Here is a 15,945-nt window from a genome sequence, read left to right as displayed (position 1 = left end):
TTCCGGGAAGGGGCGTAAAGGGATGTTCAGTTTCGGGAGGGGCGGCAAGCCAGCGCTCCGAAACAGAGCGAAACGACGCTACAGCATACGGTCAGCAGACCGGTCAGCAACAGGATATCGCCCAGACCGGTCAGCGGCGAAACGATCGCGCCGGAGAGGAATTGGAAAAACCCGATCACGGCCGAAGCGCTGCCGGAGTGTTCGCGTTCGATGTCGAGCGCGAGGGCCGTCGAGGTCGGCAGGATCATGCCGATGGCGACCATCAGCAGGAAAAGCGTGGACTCCAGGAATCCGAACGGAAGTCCGCACAGCAGGGTCGTCGCGCACAGGACGCCGGAACCGACCAGGCCCCACAGGCCTGCCGACAGCGCGTTGCTTCCCCTGCGGAACCGGCCGGCCAGCCAGCTGCCGACGATGATGCCCGCTGCGTTGGTAGCGAAGCAGACGCTGTATCCGATCGGGCTGAGGCCGTAATGCTGTTGCAGGATAAACGGCGACGAGGCGATGTAGGTGAAAAATACGCCCATCCCGAAAGCCTGCGTCAGCACGTAATACATGAACCGGCGGTGTCTGAGGATCGGAACGAAAGCTCGGAACGTGCCCCAGACGCTGCCTTGTATCCGTCGGTGTTTCAGCAGCGATTCGCTAATCCGCAGGTTGACGGCGAAAAGCAGGATGCCGATTACGAGCAGCGTCACGAAAATGCCGTGCCAGTCGGTAAAGTTCAGCAGGAATCCGCCGAATACGGGCGCGAGGATCGGGCTCAGTCCGTTGACGACCATCAGCATCGAGAAAAAGCGGCGCAGTTCCTTGCCTTCGTACAGATCGGCCGCGACCGATTTCGACAGTACGATCCCGCCCGCTCCGGCGATTCCCTGGAACAGTCGGAACAGGACGAACGAATAGATGTCCCAGGCGAACAGGCAGGCGACGGTCGCCGCGACGAACAGGCCGAGCGTGATGAGGATCGGCCGTTTGCGGCCGTACTTGTCGCTGATCGGGCCGACCAGCAATTGGCCGCCGGCGAGGCCGAGCATACTTGACGTCAGGCTCAGTTGCACCATCGATGCGGGCACGTCGAAGTAGTCGCCGATCGACGGGAGTCCCGGCAGGTAAAAATCCGTAACGAACGGGCCGAACGCCGACAGCATGCCGAGAATGATCAGCAGGAAAGTGCGGGAGTTGCGGCGATGGATTTTCATGGTCGGATTTTTATCCCGCAAAAATAACCATTTTTTGTAAAAACCGTTCCCCGAAGAGGAAGGGGCTGCGGTACGACGCGTTGCGGCGGATTCCGGCGGTTGCCGGAAAACGAAAGCGGGACGCGCTCCGGAGAGCGTGTCCCGCCTGAAATTCCATGCGGCGGATTACAGGGCCTCGAAAACTTCTTTCCCTTCCTGGCACAACGGGCATACCCAATCGTCGGGCAGGTCTTCAAAAGCGGTTCCGGGTTCGATTCCGTTGTCGGGATCGCCCACTTCCGGGTCGTAAATGTACCCGCATACTTGGCATTTGTACTTTTTCATCGTATTCGATATTTTATTGAGTGAGACATTGCGTCGCGTAAAAACGGTTTTAGTATTTGCACACGCCGGTATAGGTCTGCGGCGAAAGCCTGCGGAGCTCTTCCTTGACTCCTGCCGGCACGTCCAACCCTTCGATAAATGCTTTGATATCGGCTTCGGTGATCGGCTTGTTGGTGCGGGTCAGCGCTTTCAGCGCCTCGTACGGGTTCGGATAGGCTTCGCGGCGCAGAATCGTCTGGATGCCTTCGGCGACGACCGCCCAGTTGTGTTCGAGGTCTTCGTTGATCGCGTCGAGGTTGATGATCAGCTTGTCCATCCCTTTGAGGATCGACTTGAAGGCGATGACCGTATGGGCCATCGGCACGCCGATGTTCCGCAGTACGGTCGAGTCGGTCAGGTCGCGCTGCATCCGCGAGATCGGCAGTTTCGACGACAGGTGTTCGAATACGGCGTTCGCCACGCCGAGGTTGCCTTCGGCGTTCTCGAAGTCGATCGGGTTTACCTTGTGCGGCATCGCCGACGAGCCGACTTCGCCCGCTTTGATCTTCTGTTTGAAGTATTCCATCGAAATGTACGTCCACATATCGCGGCACAGGTCGATCAGGATCGTATTGATCCGCTTGAAGTTGTCGAGGATCGCGGCGATGTTGTCGTAGTGCTCGATCTGCGTGGTGACCTGCGAACGTTCCAGGTGCAGGATGTCGTTGACGAAACGGTTCGCGAATTCGATCCAGTCGATGCCCGGGTAAGCGGCTACGTGCGCGTTGAAATTCCCGGTGGCTCCGCCGAACTTGGCCGGCGACGGAATCGCGCGCGACAGCGCGATTTGCTTGTTCAGCCGTTCGACGAATACGCAAATCTCCTTGCCGAGTTTCGTAGGCGAGGCGGGCTGCCCGTGCGTATGCGCCAGCAACGGGATCTCTTCCCACTCCTTCGACAATGCCGTGAGCTTGGCCACCAGTTGTTCGATCAGCGGATAGTAGACGTCGTTGGTCGCGTCGCGCAGTGTCGACGGAATCGCCGTGTTGTTGATGTCCTGCGACGTGAGCCCGAAGTGCACGAACTCCTTGTGCGCGCCGATACCGAGCTGCTCCATTTTCTCTTTTACGAGGTATTCGACGGCTTTCACGTCGTGGTTGGTCGTCTTCTCGATCTCTTTGACGCGTAGCGCGTCCGCTTCCGAAAAGTCGCGGTACAGGTCGCGCAGCCCTTCGAACGCCGACGCGTCCACGTCGGCGAGTTGCGGCAGCGGCAATTCGCACAGGGCGATAAAATATTCCACTTCGACCATCACCCGGTAGCGGATCAGCGCGAACTCCGAGAAGTAGTCGGCCAGCACTTCGCATTTGCTGCGGTAACGGCCGTCGACGGGCGATATGGCGGTTAATTCAGACAATTCCATCATTTTTTTACGGTTCTTAATCACACAATAGAAAACAAACAAACCAAGGCGCGCCTTGGCGTCCCGGTTTTTTCGATCTGTCATGCAAATATACGAAACCTCCGCGTAATCTGCAATAAATGTGCCTTCAACTTCGTATTGTGTCAAAAAGAGGGCAATTTTATGCAATCCGGAATTAAAATGTTACTTTTGTAAATTCCGGGGACATTCTTTGCAGGGTTTTTGCTCCGGAGAATTTTTAGGTTGACGAAGCTATGCTGACGGTATTGTTTTTTATCATTGTCGGGTTTTACCTGTTCGGATTGCTCGGCCGGTTGTTTTTGAATTATTGGATCCGCAAGAAACAGCGGGAGTTCGCCGAAGGTGGCGGCGGGTTTTCGCGTACCTATATGTGGGGGACGGGTTTCGGCCGCAGCAGCCGTCCGAAGCCGGAAGGCGACGTGACCGTGCGGCAGACCGCTTCCGCGCAGAAAAAAGTGAACCGGAACGTCGGCGATTATGTCGATTACGAGGAGGTGAAGGAGGAGGCGAATTAGGCTTCCGGGCTGTTCGCCGCGACGATTTTGCCGGTGGAAACCGTCGCGGAAGTTACCCGTCGCCGGATATTTTGGATGTTGATTATGAAAAAACTGTTTGAACAGATAGGCCGTTATTTCGTGCTGATGGGGAAGGTTTTCTCGAAGCCCGAGAAGATGGCCATCTACCGGAAGCGGATACTGGCCGAAATCCAGGATTTGGGGCTGAATTCGATCGGGATCGTGGCGATCATCTCCGTTTTCATGGGGGCCGTGATTACGATCCAGATGGCGTTGAACCTCGAGTCGCCGTTCATTCCGAAATACCTGATCGGATATGCCGCGCGGGAGTCGATGCTGCTGGAGTTCAGTTCGACGGTCGTGGCGCTGATCCTGGCCGGAAAGGTCGGGTCGAACATCGCTTCCGAAATCGGTACGATGCGGATTACCGAGCAGATCGACGCGCTGGAGATCATGGGCGTCAATTCGGCGAGCTACCTGATTCTGCCGAAGATCATCGGCACCGTATTCTTTTTCCCGTTCCTGACGATCCTGAGCATGATTATCGGCGTGGCCGGCGGATACGTCGTGAGCATACTGACCGGGGCGGTGAATCCCGATTCCTACATCGTCGGCGTGCAGTACCAGTTCAAACCTTTCTACATCACTTATTCGCTGATCAAGTCGTCCGTATTCGCGTTCATCATCACGTCCATTTCGGGTTTTTACGGCTATTTTGCCAACGGCAACTCGCTCGAAGTCGGGCGGGCCAGTACGCAGGCCGTCGTGGTCAGCAGTATTGTGATTCTGATATTTAACCTGATTCTTACACAGTTACTTTTGACATAGCATGATTCGAGCCGAACATATCGTAAAGTCTTTCGACGGACGCGTGGTGCTGAACGACATTTCCGCCGACTTCGCTCCCGGAATCACCAACCTGATTATCGGACAAAGCGGTTCCGGAAAGACCGTACTGCTCAAGTCGCTTGTCGGGCTGCATAAGATCGACAGCGGCAATATCTACTATAACGACGTTTGTTTTAACCGGCTGCCGTTCAAGGAGCGCAAGGCGATCCGCGAGGAGGTCGGCATGATTTTCCAGGGAGGCGCGCTGCTCGACTCGTCGAACGTCGAGGAGAACGTGCGGCTGCCGCTCGACCTGTTCACGACGATGAGCATGAGCGAGAAGCGCGACCGGGTGAATTTTTGCCTGAAACGGGTCAACCTCGGCGACGTGAACCATCTGTACCCGGCCGAAATCAGCGGCGGGATGATCAAGCGCGTGGCGATCGCCCGCGCCATCGTGCTGAATCCGAAGTACCTGTTCTGCGACGAGCCGAACTCGGGGCTCGATCCGATGACGTCGGTGCTGATCGACAACCTGATCCAGGAGATCACCCAGGAATACAACATCACGACGATCATCAACACGCACGACATGAACTCGGTGATGGAGATCGGCGAACACATTATTTTTATCCATCAGGGGCAGAAATGGTGGGAAGGCACCAAGCACGATATTCTGCATGCCGATAACCGCGAGCTGAACGATTTCGTGTTCGCTTCGGCGATGGCCAAGCGCGCCCGGGAGGTGGAAATGTAGCGGGGCGGGCCGTACCGAACGGACGTTCCGCGGGAGAGGCGGTTTACTAAAAAAATTTAAAATAATTTTGCAGGCTCCCTGTTTTTTATATACTTTTGCAACGGTGTATTATAAGGTATTTTTCGGCAATTGATTAACCTTTCAAAATAAGTAGAATTATGTCAAAGATTAAAATTGGTATCAACGGTTTCGGCCGTATCGGACGCCTGGTGTTCCGTGCCGCAATGGCCAAAGACAATTTGGAAATCGTCGGAATCAACGACCTGATTTCGGTGGATTACATGGCTTACATGCTTCGTTACGACACGATGCACGGTCAGTTTAAAGGCACGATCGAAGTGAAGGAAAACGCACTGGTTGTCAACGGCCACTCGATCCGCGTAACTGCTGAAAAAGATCCCGCAAACCTGAAATGGAACGAAGTGGGCGCCGAATATGTCGTTGAATCGACCGGCCTGTTCCTGACCAAGGAAAAAGCCGAAGCTCATATCAAAGCGGGCGCGAAACGCGTCGTTATGTCGGCTCCGTCGAAAGACGATACCCCGATGTTCGTAATGGGCGTGAACAACAAAACTTACGCCGGTCAGACGATCGTTTCGAACGCATCCTGCACCACGAACTGTCTGGCTCCGATCGCCAAAGTGCTGAACGATAAATTCGGTATGGTAGAAGGTTTGATGACCACCGTTCACTCGACCACCGCTACCCAGAAGACCGTAGACGGTCCTTCGATGAAAGACTGGAGAGGCGGCCGCGCCGCTTCGGGCAACATCATCCCGTCGTCGACCGGCGCCGCTAAGGCCGTAGGTAAAGTGATTCCTGCGCTGAACGGCAAACTGACCGGTATGTCGCTGCGCGTACCGACCCTGGACGTATCGGTCGTAGACCTGACCTGTACGCTGGCTAAGGATACCACTTACGACGAAATCTGCAAAGCCATGAAAGAAGCTGCCGACGGCGAACTGAAAGGCATCCTCGGTTACACCGAAGACGCCGTGGTTTCCTCGGACTTCCTGGGCGACGCGCGTACTTCGATTTTCGACGCGAAAGCCGGTATCCAGCTCTCTCCGCGTTTCGTGAAAGTCGTTTCGTGGTATGATAACGAATGGGGTTACTCGAACAAAGTGCTCGAGCTGATCGAATACATGAACACCGTGAAATAGTTTTATAACAACGGTGTATTTTTGCGGGGGATGCCTTTGGGGCGTCCCCCGCTTTGTTTTCGCGGGCGCTCAGTCTGCGGCGCCCGTTTCGCCGTATGCCGCATAATGTCGGCGCGGATCGCTGGAAGTTCGGGGCTTTTTATTATATTTGTCTTCTTATTGAAGTAATATTCCGAAATGTTATGAAATCACGGATAAGTGTTTTACTGGTCGCCTTCGCGATGCTGTTCGCGGCTGCGATCCCGGAGACGGCGACAGGCAAGTCTCCGAAAGTGCGCAACGGAATGATCGAATTCCCCGAGCCGGCCCGCGCGAAAGGGCAGACCGACGTGCTGCAATTGCGCTGCGATCCGATTCCGGTGGTTCGGGTGGCTTTTATCGGACTCGGGATGCGCGGCTCGATGGCCGTGGAACGTTATACCCACCTGGACGGGGTGCGGATCGTAGCGCTGTGCGACGTGCGTCCGGAATTGGTGGAGAATGCTCAGGGGACGCTGAAAAACGCCGGGCTGCCCGCCGCCGCCGGATATACCGGCGCGGAGGATTGGAAAAAGGTCTGCGAACGGGAGGACGTCGATCTGATCTATAACTGCACGCCGTGGCTGCTACACACTCCGATCGCCGTCTACGCGATGCGACACGGGAAACACGTGGCGCTGGAAGTTCCGGCCGCGATGTCGATCGACGAGTGCTGGCAGTTGGTCAATACGGCCGAGCAAACGCGCCGCCACTGCATGATGCTGGAAAACTGCTGCTACGACTTTTTCGAGATGGCTACGCTGAATATGGCGCAACAAGGGCTTTTCGGCGAGGTGATGCACGTAGAGGGAGCTTATATCCACGACCTGCGCTCGCTGAACCTCGACGACAAAACCGGATATTACGATATGTGGCGGTTGAAATACAATACCGACCATACCGGCAACCCGTATCCGACGCACGGTCTCGGGCCGGTCTGTCAAATCCTGAATATTCACCGCGGCGACAAGATGGACTACCTGGTTTCGGTATCTACCGACCAAAAGGGACTTTCGCTGGCCGCTGCCGGGAAATTCGGGAAGGATTCCGAGTATGCCGAAACCGATTACAAACTGGGCGATATGAACACCACGCTGATCCGTACGGCCAAAGGCAAAACGATCCTGATCCAGCACGATGTGACCAGCCCGCGTCCCTATGACCGCCTGCATAAGATCAGCGGTACGAAAGGTTTCGCGCAGAAATATCCTGTCGAGGGAATCGCTCTCGAACCGAATGCGCATTCGTTCCTGGCGAAGCCGGAGTTCGATCAGTTGATGGCCGAGTACGAGCACCCCATTTCCAAAGAGATCGGCGAGAAGGCGCGTCAGGTCGGCGGGCACGGCGGCATGGACTTTATCATGGATTACCGGTTGATTTACTGCCTGCACAACGGGCTGCCGCTGGATCAGGACGTGTACGATGCCGCCGAATGGTCGTCGCTGGTCGAACTGACCGAAACGTCGGTAAAACATCGCGGGATGCCTGTAAAAGTGCCCGATTTTACACGCGGAGCCTGGAACCGAATCAACGGATTTTCGCATGCCGTCAAATAGCGGCGTCGGCGAATGAAATAAGCAGATTATGGAAAAGATAGATCGGATCGTAACGTTATTTGATATTGCCGGCGAGGTCGTAAAGATCGCTCCGGTAGGCAGCGGATGGATCAACGATACCTACCGTGTTTCGACGGCGGGCGATGTGCCGGATTATGTGCTGCAACGGATTAATCACCGTGTTTTCCAGGACGTTGACCTGTTGCAGCGTAACATCGAGCGGGTTACTTCGCACATTCGCCGCAAGTTGACCGAAGCGGGCCGCGAAGATGTGGAACGCCGGGTGTTGCGCGTCGTGCCGACCAAAGACGGCAAACTCTATTATTTCGACGGGGAAAACTACTGGCGGATGATGGTTTTTATCGCCGGTTCCGTTACGCATGAGAGCATCACCGGCCCGTTGGCTTACCTGACCGGGCAGGCGTTCGGCGAGTTCCAGTCGATGCTCGCCGATATCGGCGAGGGGGCGCTCGGGGAGACGATCCCGAATTTCCACAACATCGAGTTCCGGCTCGAAGGTTTCCGCGAAGTGGCGGCCCGCGATCCGCAGGGACGCCTGGCAGGTGTGCGGTGGATGGTCGACGAACTGCTGGCCCGCGCCGACAGGATGTGCCTCGCGCAACGGCTTTTCCGCGCCGGAGAGCTGCCCAAACGCGTCACGCATTGCGATACGAAGGTCAACAACATCCTGTTCGACGAGCAGGATCGCCCGTTGTGCGTGATCGACCTGGACACGACGATGCCGGGGTTCGTGCTGTCCGATTTCGGCGATTTCATCCGCACGGCGGCCAATACCGGAGCCGAGGACGATCCCGATCTGGACAAAGTGGATGTCGATATGGATATTTTCCGCGCCTTCGCCAAAGGGTATGTCGAGAGCACTGCATCGTTTCTGACGCCCGTCGAGCGCGAGAACCTGCCCTACGGAGCGCAATTGCTGACCTACATGCAGACGGTACGATTCTTGGCGGATTACCTCGACGGCGACAATTACTACAAGATCAAACATCCGGAACACAACTGGCAGCGTTCGAAGGCGCAGTTCAAGCTGCTGCAAAGCATCGAAGCGCAGGAAAAAGCCATGAACGATTACATCGCCGGGTTGTAGATTACTGAAAAAGGGACGGAACCGCAAAAATTTTCCGCGAGGACATCTATGAAAAAACTGTCGATCGTAGTCGCAACGTACAACCGGGCTCCGTACCTGCTCCGGACGCTGGAGAGTCTTGCGCGTCAGACGCTGTCGCCCGGCCTGTTCGAAATACTGGTCGTCAACAACAATTCGTCGGACAATACGCCCGAGGTGGTCGCCGGTTTTGCCGGCAGCCATCCGCAGTTGCAGGTGCGGATGGTGACCGAGACGTCGCAGGGAATTTCCTATGCGCGCAACTGCGGCATCGCTTCGTCGGTCGGGCAGTACATCGTATTCATCGACGACGACGAAGAGGCAAATCCTGAGTTTGCTAAAAGCTATTTTTGTTTTTTTGAAAACAATCCGGGTTTGGATGCTGCCGGGGGGGCGGTTGTTCCGGTTTACGAAGCGCCGTTGCCGGCGTGGTACTCCTACTATATCGAGAAAATGATCACCGGGGCGTTCGATTTGGGCGACCGCATGGTGCCGTTTCGCGGGAAACGGTACCCGGGCGTCGGCAATTCCGGTTTCCGCCGCCGGCTGTTCGATCGGTTCGGTAATTTCAACACGGCGCTCGGACGTTCGGGAGCTAACCCGATGGGGGGCGAGGAGAAAGACTTCTTTATGCGCGTACGGGCGCAAGGCATCCGTTATTACTACGTTCCGGGCGCTGAAATATACCATATTACGCCGGCGTCGAAGCTGACGCGGGCTTATTTCGAACGGTTGACCCGGATGATCGGCGTCAGCGAGCGGGTGCGCACCCGCTCCGAAGGGGGCGTTTCGTTCCCGAAACGTCTGTTGGCCGAGGCGGTCAAATGGGGCGGGGCCTGCGTATTCGCATTCGGCTACCTGTGCCGCCTGCAGCCGCTGAAAGGGTGGTACCTGCTTCGGATGCGGTGGAATATTACCTGCGGTCTGTTGACCGGTAAGTAGGCGTTCTGCCGCGGGAGTTTCGGGACTGAACGGCTCCCGGCGTTTCAAAATCTTTGGTTATGAGCGATTCGAAAAAAATACTGATGGTTTCGGATGCGTGTTATCCGGAGCTTTCGCCTCGGGCGTTCCGCACGACCGAGCTGGCGCGCGAGCTGGCGCGCGAAGGACACCGGGTAACGTTGCTGATTCCGAACCGGCAGGTTTTTCGCGACGATCCGTTGCAGGCGGACGGGTTGCGGGTGATTTTTGCCGACGGTACGGTAGAGGGACGGGGCGGGTCGGCGGTCGCCCGCAGAAATAAGAGCATCCGCCGATTTATCCCGAAATTCGCACAGCGCTGGATTCTCTATTTTTACTGCCACGAGTTTTTCGCCAAATACAATCCGGGGATTTTCCGGCAGTTGGTCGCGTTGGACGAGCCGTTCGACGCCGTGCTGTCGATTTCGTATCCGGCCGCGATCCACCGGGCCGTATCCCGGGCGATGCGGCGGAATCCGAACCTGAGGCATGCCGTGACGATCGCCGAATTCAGCGATCCGCCGTTCCGCGGCGATGTGGCGCCGAACGTGTTTCCTGCCTATTACCTGATCTTGAAATGTTGGGGGCGCCGGTTCGATTATTTTACGATTCCGGTCGAAAAGGCGTTGGGCTGTTACACGCCTTATAAGAGCCGGGAACGGATAAGAATCATTCCGCAGGGATTCGATCTGAACGCCGTGAAACGCCGGCCTTACGAGCCGAATCCGCAGCCGACGTTCGCCTACGCAGGCCGTTTCTACGAGCGGATCCGCGACCCGCGCTTCTTTTTCGATTTTCTGGAGACGCTGGATGCGGATTTTCGCTTCGATCTGTATATCAATTGCCTGGACCCTTGTTTCGCCGAAATGATCCGGCAGGCGCAACAGCGGGTGCGCGGCCGGATCGTGCTGCGCGAAGCGTTGCCGCGCGAACGGCTGATCGAACGGCTCGGCGCGGCCGATTTTCTGATCAATTTCGACAATACTACGTCGAACGCTACGCCGAGCAAGCTGATCGACTATGCGATGACCGGCCGGCCGATCCTGTCGTTCAACGACCGCACGTTCGATCCGGACGGGTTCCGCGCGGCGCTTCGCGGCGATTATCGCGCGCAGGTGCGGGGAATCGACCTGTCGCAGTACGATATCCGGAACGTGGCGGCGCAGTTTATCGATCTGATCGACGCCGGGAAACAAAAGGAATAGGGGCTTTCCGGCCTTTTTCAGCGCGGCTTTGGCTGCCGAAATTGACGCGATTCCGATACGGGATTTGCGGGTGTACGATTTATTTTGAGTCGTGTTGCCGAATAGTCGACACGTGCACCTGACTTCTAATTAACTGCAAATTGTTTGTCGGATGTTTTCAACCGTTAGGAATACGGCCTGTTATTTTTTCTGTTTTCACGATTTTTTTCTATTGTAATGCTTGAAATCGCATATTATATATAAGAGTGCGAATCGTGTAGCCATGTTCCCCGTTTTAAATATCAATAATTCCGATATAATGTCCTTTTCGTATTATTTTAAAGAAGGTGCAGAGGAACGATTTTTTCAGAAAGAGGACGTCCGCTATTATATCAGGTATAAAGATAAGACCTATCATGCGAAAAGAATCAAAAACGACCTGACGGATTTCCCGGCCTATATTTATCTCAATTCGAGTTTCCCGAGTTGTGTTCATCAGGTTTATTATAAAAACTACTTGGTCGATGTGATTATCCCGAGCAGCATGATCGATTTTCCCAGGAACGGTTCTGACAAGATTTTCGTAGAAGGTTTGGGCGAGATAACATCGGACGATAATCCGATAGTTGTAATGATGAGAATGAAGGAATAATGAAAAGAAAAAATCTGTTCGTTTTTGCTGATCGGGTTTCGTTACCGCCGTTGCGGCAGTAACCGTATTTACCGCTCGGTACAAAAATGCGGTCGGCGATTTATTCATGCAAAACGTTGGAGCGTTAACCGAAAATGGAAGCTCCGGTTGCCCGAGAGGACAATGCACCACGACTTATGCTGACGGCGGAAGTTGTATGGCTTGTTGTGCCTCGGGACAATCGCCTTTTTGTGATTCATACGGTTGTTCCTGCATTTAACGGTCGATCTTTTATCCCCGTTTCAGCTTTCGGAGATAGAACCCAATCCGCCGGTTCTCTGTTTTGTCGGTGGATGACGAATTGCGTTTTCGGAAGGCGGTAAAAAAAGCGATGCGGATTCCCGCATCGCTTTTTTGTTCAAGTTCGGTATCGGATTGTAAGGCGGCCGTTACCGGTTTTTTATTTTGTCGTGTCCGTGGCCGTACTGTCGGCGGGGAACATGTGTTTGGCATACTTGTACCCGTAAGCGTCGTACAGCCTGGCCAGCGAAGTTTCGCGTTTCTTGAAACTGTCGAAATCCTTATTGTCGTACGACCAGCCCACTTCGGCCAGCGCCGCCAGGCGCGGCAGCAACATGTATTCGGCATGGTCGAATTCGCTGATGAATTCGGTCCACAGGTTGCCCTGTACGCCCAGGATGTACTGCTGTTCGTCGGCGTTCAGCCCTTCGTACGGGTCGAGCGAGTACACTTTCTCGATCGGAAGATGTCCGCCGATCGATTTCGGTTCGGTTTCGGTCTTGTCGGTCTGGTAGTAATCCAGATAGCAGTGCGAGTTCGGGGCCATGATGACGTGGTTTCCCTTTTTAGCCGCTTCGATACCGCCCGCGGAACCGCGCCATGACATGACGGTCGCCGTTTCCGAGATGCCGCCTTCGAGAATCTCATCCCAGCCGACGATCTTGCGGCCTTTGCCTGCGAGGAATTTCTCGGCCCGCTGCATAAAATAACTTTGCAGTTCGTTCTCGTTTTTTAGCTTTTCGGTTTTGATCCGCTGCTGGCATGCCGGGCATTGCTGCCAGTTGATTTTCGGGCATTCGTCTCCGCCGATATGGATGTATTCCGACGGGAACAGTTCGACCACTTCCGACAGGACGCCTTCTATAAACCGGAACGTCGAATCGTTGCCGGCACAGTACACGTCGGCTTTTACGCCCCAGGTCGACGGAACGACATACCCTTCGCCTTTGCAGCCGAGGTAAGGATAGGAGGCGAGCGCAGCGGAGGCGTGGCCCGGCATTTCGATTTCGGGGATGACCGTGATGAACCGTTTTGCGGCATATTGTACGATGTCGCGGATTTCGTCCTGCGTGTAGAAACCGCCGTAGGGAACCGAATCTTTCGGTGCGTCGGCTTCGGCTTGCAGGTTGCAGCGGTCGCGGAACGCGCCGACCTCGGTCAGTTTGGGGTATTGTTTGATTTCGATCCGCCAACCCTGGTCGTCGGTCAGGTGCCAGTGGAAACGATTGAGTTTGTGCATAGCGAGGATGTCGATGAAAGTTTTCACGTCGTCGGCGGTAAAGAAGTGACGACACACGTCCAGCATTCCGCCGCGGTGGGCGAAGTGCGGCTTGTCGGCGATCTCCGCGACGGGCAATTCGATGACGCCGGCTTTTTCGCCCCGCGCTACGGCTACCGGCAGTAACTGCCGCAGCGTCTGGAAGGCATAAAATACGCCGGCGGGGCTTCCTCCGGTAATGTCGACGCCGTCCGGACGGATATTCAGCGTATATTCCTCGGGTTGCAGGCCGCCCAATCGCACGTTGATCGCGCCCGCTTCGGGCTGCGTGCTTTTAATCACCGGCAGCGGTTTGCCGAACGATTTGTCGAGCAGGCCGTTGAACAGGCGGACGGAGTAGTTCAGCGTCGAGTCGTCCGACAGCAGGCAGATTTTGGTGTTTTTCGTCAGGTCGAACGCCCCGTCGGAGGCGACGACCGATACCGGCTGCGGTACGATGTCGACCGATTCGACGCGGGCGATCCGTTTGCCGCAAGAGCTGCATAAGACGGCCGCGACGCCGCAGAAGAATAGCAGTTTTTTCATAGGTCAGATTTTTAAATTTTGGATTCGGTGGAACAAAAATACGTTTTTTTCGCAAAACCGCGTCGTATCCGTCCGCTTTTTGCCGACCGTCGATCCGGACTCTTCGTGCGATCGCGTAGCCGTATTGTCGCATCGCGTCGGTCTGTTTTCGTAGGGGAAGGGCGAAAATGTCCGGCGGTTTGCCGTCTGTTCGTAAAAAAATTATAACTTTGTATGCATTTGATTTTTCAGATGCGGGGAAAACTAATCTTATCAAATCATAAAACTATGGCAAATAAGGAACAGAAGCTGTTCGCCGAATTTCCGCCGGTTTCGACCGAGCAGTGGGAATCGGTGATCGCGGTAGACCTTAAAGGGGCCGATTATGAGAAAAAACTCGTGTGGAGAACGGCCGAGGGATTCAATGTCCGCCCGTACTACCGCGCCGAGAATCTCGACGGCATCAAGTACCTCGGTTCGCAGTGCGGGGAATTTCCGTACGTACGGGGTACCGGGAAAGACAACAACTGGCGGATCGTCCAGACCATCGAGGTCGGATGTCCGAAAGAGGCCAATGCACAGGCTACCGTCCTGTTGACCAAAGGGGTCGAATCGATCGGTTTCGTGATCGGGGACAAGGAGTTTTCCGCAGCCGACCTCGATACGCTGCTGTCCGGGATTTCGGTAAAAAATACCGAGCTCGTTTTCAGCGGCTGCGCCACCAAAAAAGTAGCGGGCCTTTTTATCGATAAAATGGATAAGGAGGGAGTCGATCCCGAAACGGTGAGAGCCTCTTTCGTGCTCGACCCGATCGTCAAAAAGCTGACGCTGAAAGGAACGATGGCCTGCAAGAACGGGCAGTGCAAGGGTTTTGAGAATCTGGCGTCGCTGATCTCGAAGGGAGCCGCATACAAGAGGATTCGTTTTGTCAACGTCAGCGGCGAGATTTTCCATAACAGCGGTTCCACGATCGTGCAGGAACTGGCCTTTACGCTGGCTGCCGGCCACGAATACGTGGTGAAACTGATGGAGCAGGGCCTGAGCGTCGATCAGGTCGCTCCGGCGCTGCGTTTCTCGATGGCGATCAGTTCGAACTACTTCATGGAGATCGCTAAGTTCCGCGCCGCGCGGCTGCTGTGGGCCAATATCATGGCGCCGTACAATCCTTCGCGCGGCTGCGCAAGCAAGATGAAGGTGCATGCGGTGACCTCGAAATGGAACATGACCGTTTACGACCCGTATGTCAACATGCTGCGCGGCACGACCGAAGCGATGAGCGCCGCCGTATCGGGCGTTCATTCGATCGAAGTGCTGCCGTTCGACACGCCGTACGAAAAACCGACCGATTTTTCGGCGCGTATCGCCCGCAATGTGCAGTTGCTGCTGAAAGAAGAGTCGCATTTCAACCAGGTTTGCGATGCCGCCGGCGGATCGTACTATATCGAAAACCTGACCAATTCGATCGCCGAGCAGGCGTGGAACCTGTTCCGGCAGGTGGAAGAGAAAGGCGGTTACATCGCCGCGTTCGAAGCCGGTTTTATCCAGGATCAGGTCGAAGCTTCCGCCGCCAAAAAGAATTCGAATATCGCGACCCGCCGCGAGACGCTGCTCGGAACCAACCAGTTCCCTAATTTCAATGAAGTGGCCGACGAGGCGATTACCGAAGACGTCGTTACCGGGAAATCGACCTGCAAATGCGGTTGCGCGTCCCAGGCGGCAGACGGCGTACGTCCGTTGAAGCCGTACCGCGGCGCGATGGCTTTCGAACAGATGCGCCTGAAGGTGGACCGCAGCGGCAAACAGCCGAAGGCCTTCATGCTGACCTGCGGAGCGTTGGCTTTTGCCCGCGCCCGCGCGCAGTTCTCGTGCAATTTCTTCGCCTGCGCCGGGATCCGCGTGCAGGACAATACCTATTTCAAGAGCGTCGAAGAAGGCGTGAAAGCCGCATTGGAAGCGAAGGCCGAGATCGTGGTGATCTGCGCGGCCGACGACGACTACGCTACGCTGGCTCCCGAGGCGTTCAAGCTGCTCGGCGACAAGGCGATTTTCGTGGTTGCCGGGGCGCCCGCTTGCAAAGAGGAGCTCGAAGCACAAGGGATCAAGAACTTTATCAGCGTCCGCAACAACGTGCTCGAAACCCTCCAGTATTATCTTAAAGAACTCGGTATTTAAACA

The 15,945-nt window shown here is 55.5% G+C and carries 13 protein-coding genes; 9 read left to right on the top strand and 4 right to left on the bottom strand.

The window, feature by feature from the left end:
- Positions 1 to 26: 26 nt before the first annotated feature.
- From PGR91_RS01410 to purB, 3 genes are all read right to left on the bottom strand, one after another.
- Complete coding sequence (locus PGR91_RS01410) at positions 27 to 1,202, bottom strand: multidrug effflux MFS transporter (RefSeq protein WP_101572051.1); 1,176 nt, start codon at positions 1,200 to 1,202, stop codon at positions 27 to 29.
- 165 nt (positions 1,203 to 1,367) lie between these two features.
- A complete protein-coding gene (gene rd, locus PGR91_RS01405) occupies positions 1,368 to 1,526 on the bottom strand; it encodes a rubredoxin (protein WP_055202543.1) in 159 nt (52 codons plus the stop codon).
- 49 nt (positions 1,527 to 1,575) lie between these two features.
- Positions 1,576 to 2,931, bottom strand: coding sequence for an adenylosuccinate lyase (purB, locus tag PGR91_RS01400; RefSeq protein WP_101571768.1), 1,356 nt, complete (start codon positions 2,929 to 2,931; stop codon positions 1,576 to 1,578).
- Between the two features lie 251 nt (positions 2,932 to 3,182).
- Here purB and PGR91_RS01395 point away from each other — a divergent pair, with 251 nt between their 5' ends.
- From PGR91_RS01395 to PGR91_RS01360, 8 genes are all read left to right on the top strand, one after another.
- Positions 3,183 to 3,464 (top strand): DUF4834 family protein, encoded by a 282-nt coding sequence (locus PGR91_RS01395; protein WP_118655448.1) that lies wholly within the window; start codon positions 3,183 to 3,185, stop codon positions 3,462 to 3,464.
- An 84-nt stretch (positions 3,465 to 3,548) separates the two neighbouring features.
- Positions 3,549 to 4,292, top strand: coding sequence for an MlaE family ABC transporter permease (locus PGR91_RS01390; RefSeq protein WP_055203506.1), 744 nt, complete (start codon positions 3,549 to 3,551; stop codon positions 4,290 to 4,292).
- A gap of 1 nt (position 4,293) precedes the next feature.
- Entirely contained in the window at positions 4,294 to 5,049 is a 756-nt protein-coding gene (locus tag PGR91_RS01385; RefSeq protein WP_055202539.1) for an ABC transporter ATP-binding protein, read from the top strand.
- A gap of 158 nt (positions 5,050 to 5,207) precedes the next feature.
- Positions 5,208 to 6,212, top strand: coding sequence for a type I glyceraldehyde-3-phosphate dehydrogenase (gene gap / locus PGR91_RS01380; protein ID WP_055202537.1), 1,005 nt, complete (start codon positions 5,208 to 5,210; stop codon positions 6,210 to 6,212).
- Positions 6,213 to 6,394: 182 nt separating this feature from the next.
- Complete coding sequence (locus tag PGR91_RS01375) at positions 6,395 to 7,786, top strand: Gfo/Idh/MocA family protein (RefSeq protein WP_118655446.1); 1,392 nt, start codon at positions 6,395 to 6,397, stop codon at positions 7,784 to 7,786.
- A 28-nt stretch (positions 7,787 to 7,814) separates the two neighbouring features.
- On the top strand, positions 7,815 to 8,894 hold the full coding sequence (locus PGR91_RS01370; protein WP_118655444.1) for a phosphotransferase enzyme family protein: 1,080 nt from the start codon (positions 7,815 to 7,817) through the stop codon (positions 8,892 to 8,894).
- 48 nt (positions 8,895 to 8,942) lie between these two features.
- The gene (locus PGR91_RS01365) at positions 8,943 to 9,854 is read left to right on the top strand and encodes a glycosyltransferase family 2 protein (protein ID WP_055202533.1); all 912 of its coding nucleotides are present in this window, start codon (positions 8,943 to 8,945) and stop codon (positions 9,852 to 9,854) included.
- Positions 9,855 to 9,913: 59 nt separating this feature from the next.
- Complete coding sequence (locus PGR91_RS01360; protein ID WP_118655442.1) at positions 9,914 to 11,077, top strand: glycosyltransferase; 1,164 nt, start codon at positions 9,914 to 9,916, stop codon at positions 11,075 to 11,077.
- Between the two features lie 1,070 nt (positions 11,078 to 12,147).
- Here the strand turns inward: PGR91_RS01360 and PGR91_RS01355 are convergent.
- Positions 12,148 to 13,791, bottom strand: coding sequence for a beta-N-acetylhexosaminidase (locus PGR91_RS01355; RefSeq protein ID WP_055202527.1), 1,644 nt, complete (start codon positions 13,789 to 13,791; stop codon positions 12,148 to 12,150).
- A gap of 267 nt (positions 13,792 to 14,058) precedes the next feature.
- On the opposite strand from PGR91_RS01355, the gene PGR91_RS01350 reads away from it, so the two are divergent.
- On the top strand, positions 14,059 to 15,942 hold the full coding sequence (locus PGR91_RS01350) for a methylmalonyl-CoA mutase family protein (protein WP_101571758.1): 1,884 nt from the start codon (positions 14,059 to 14,061) through the stop codon (positions 15,940 to 15,942).
- The last annotated feature ends 3 nt before the right edge of the window (positions 15,943 to 15,945 follow it).

The organism is Candidatus Alistipes pullistercoris, from assembly GCF_027665465.1.
Taxonomy (GTDB): domain Bacteria; phylum Bacteroidota; class Bacteroidia; order Bacteroidales; family Rikenellaceae; genus Alistipes_A; species Alistipes_A hominis.
The sequence above is the reverse complement of the archived record's forward strand: the minus strand, read 5'-3'. Positions and strand labels throughout refer to the sequence as shown.

Coding starts and splice junctions, on each gene's coding strand:
- PGR91_RS01410 (WP_101572051.1), bottom strand. CDS start 1,202: ATGAAAATCCATCGCCGCAACTCCCGCACTTTCCTGCTGATCATTCTC.
- rd (WP_055202543.1), bottom strand. CDS start 1,526: ATGAAAAAGTACAAATGCCAAGTATGCGGGTACATTTACGACCCGGAA.
- purB (WP_101571768.1), bottom strand. CDS start 2,931: ATGATGGAATTGTCTGAATTAACCGCCATATCGCCCGTCGACGGCCGT.
- PGR91_RS01395 (WP_118655448.1), top strand. CDS start 3,183: ATGCTGACGGTATTGTTTTTTATCATTGTCGGGTTTTACCTGTTCGGA.
- PGR91_RS01390 (WP_055203506.1), top strand. CDS start 3,549: ATGAAAAAACTGTTTGAACAGATAGGCCGTTATTTCGTGCTGATGGGG.
- PGR91_RS01385 (WP_055202539.1), top strand. CDS start 4,294: ATGATTCGAGCCGAACATATCGTAAAGTCTTTCGACGGACGCGTGGTG.
- gap (WP_055202537.1), top strand. CDS start 5,208: ATGTCAAAGATTAAAATTGGTATCAACGGTTTCGGCCGTATCGGACGC.
- PGR91_RS01375 (WP_118655446.1), top strand. CDS start 6,395: ATGAAATCACGGATAAGTGTTTTACTGGTCGCCTTCGCGATGCTGTTC.
- PGR91_RS01370 (WP_118655444.1), top strand. CDS start 7,815: ATGGAAAAGATAGATCGGATCGTAACGTTATTTGATATTGCCGGCGAG.
- PGR91_RS01365 (WP_055202533.1), top strand. CDS start 8,943: ATGAAAAAACTGTCGATCGTAGTCGCAACGTACAACCGGGCTCCGTAC.
- PGR91_RS01360 (WP_118655442.1), top strand. CDS start 9,914: ATGAGCGATTCGAAAAAAATACTGATGGTTTCGGATGCGTGTTATCCG.
- PGR91_RS01355 (WP_055202527.1), bottom strand. CDS start 13,791: ATGAAAAAACTGCTATTCTTCTGCGGCGTCGCGGCCGTCTTATGCAGC.
- PGR91_RS01350 (WP_101571758.1), top strand. CDS start 14,059: ATGGCAAATAAGGAACAGAAGCTGTTCGCCGAATTTCCGCCGGTTTCG.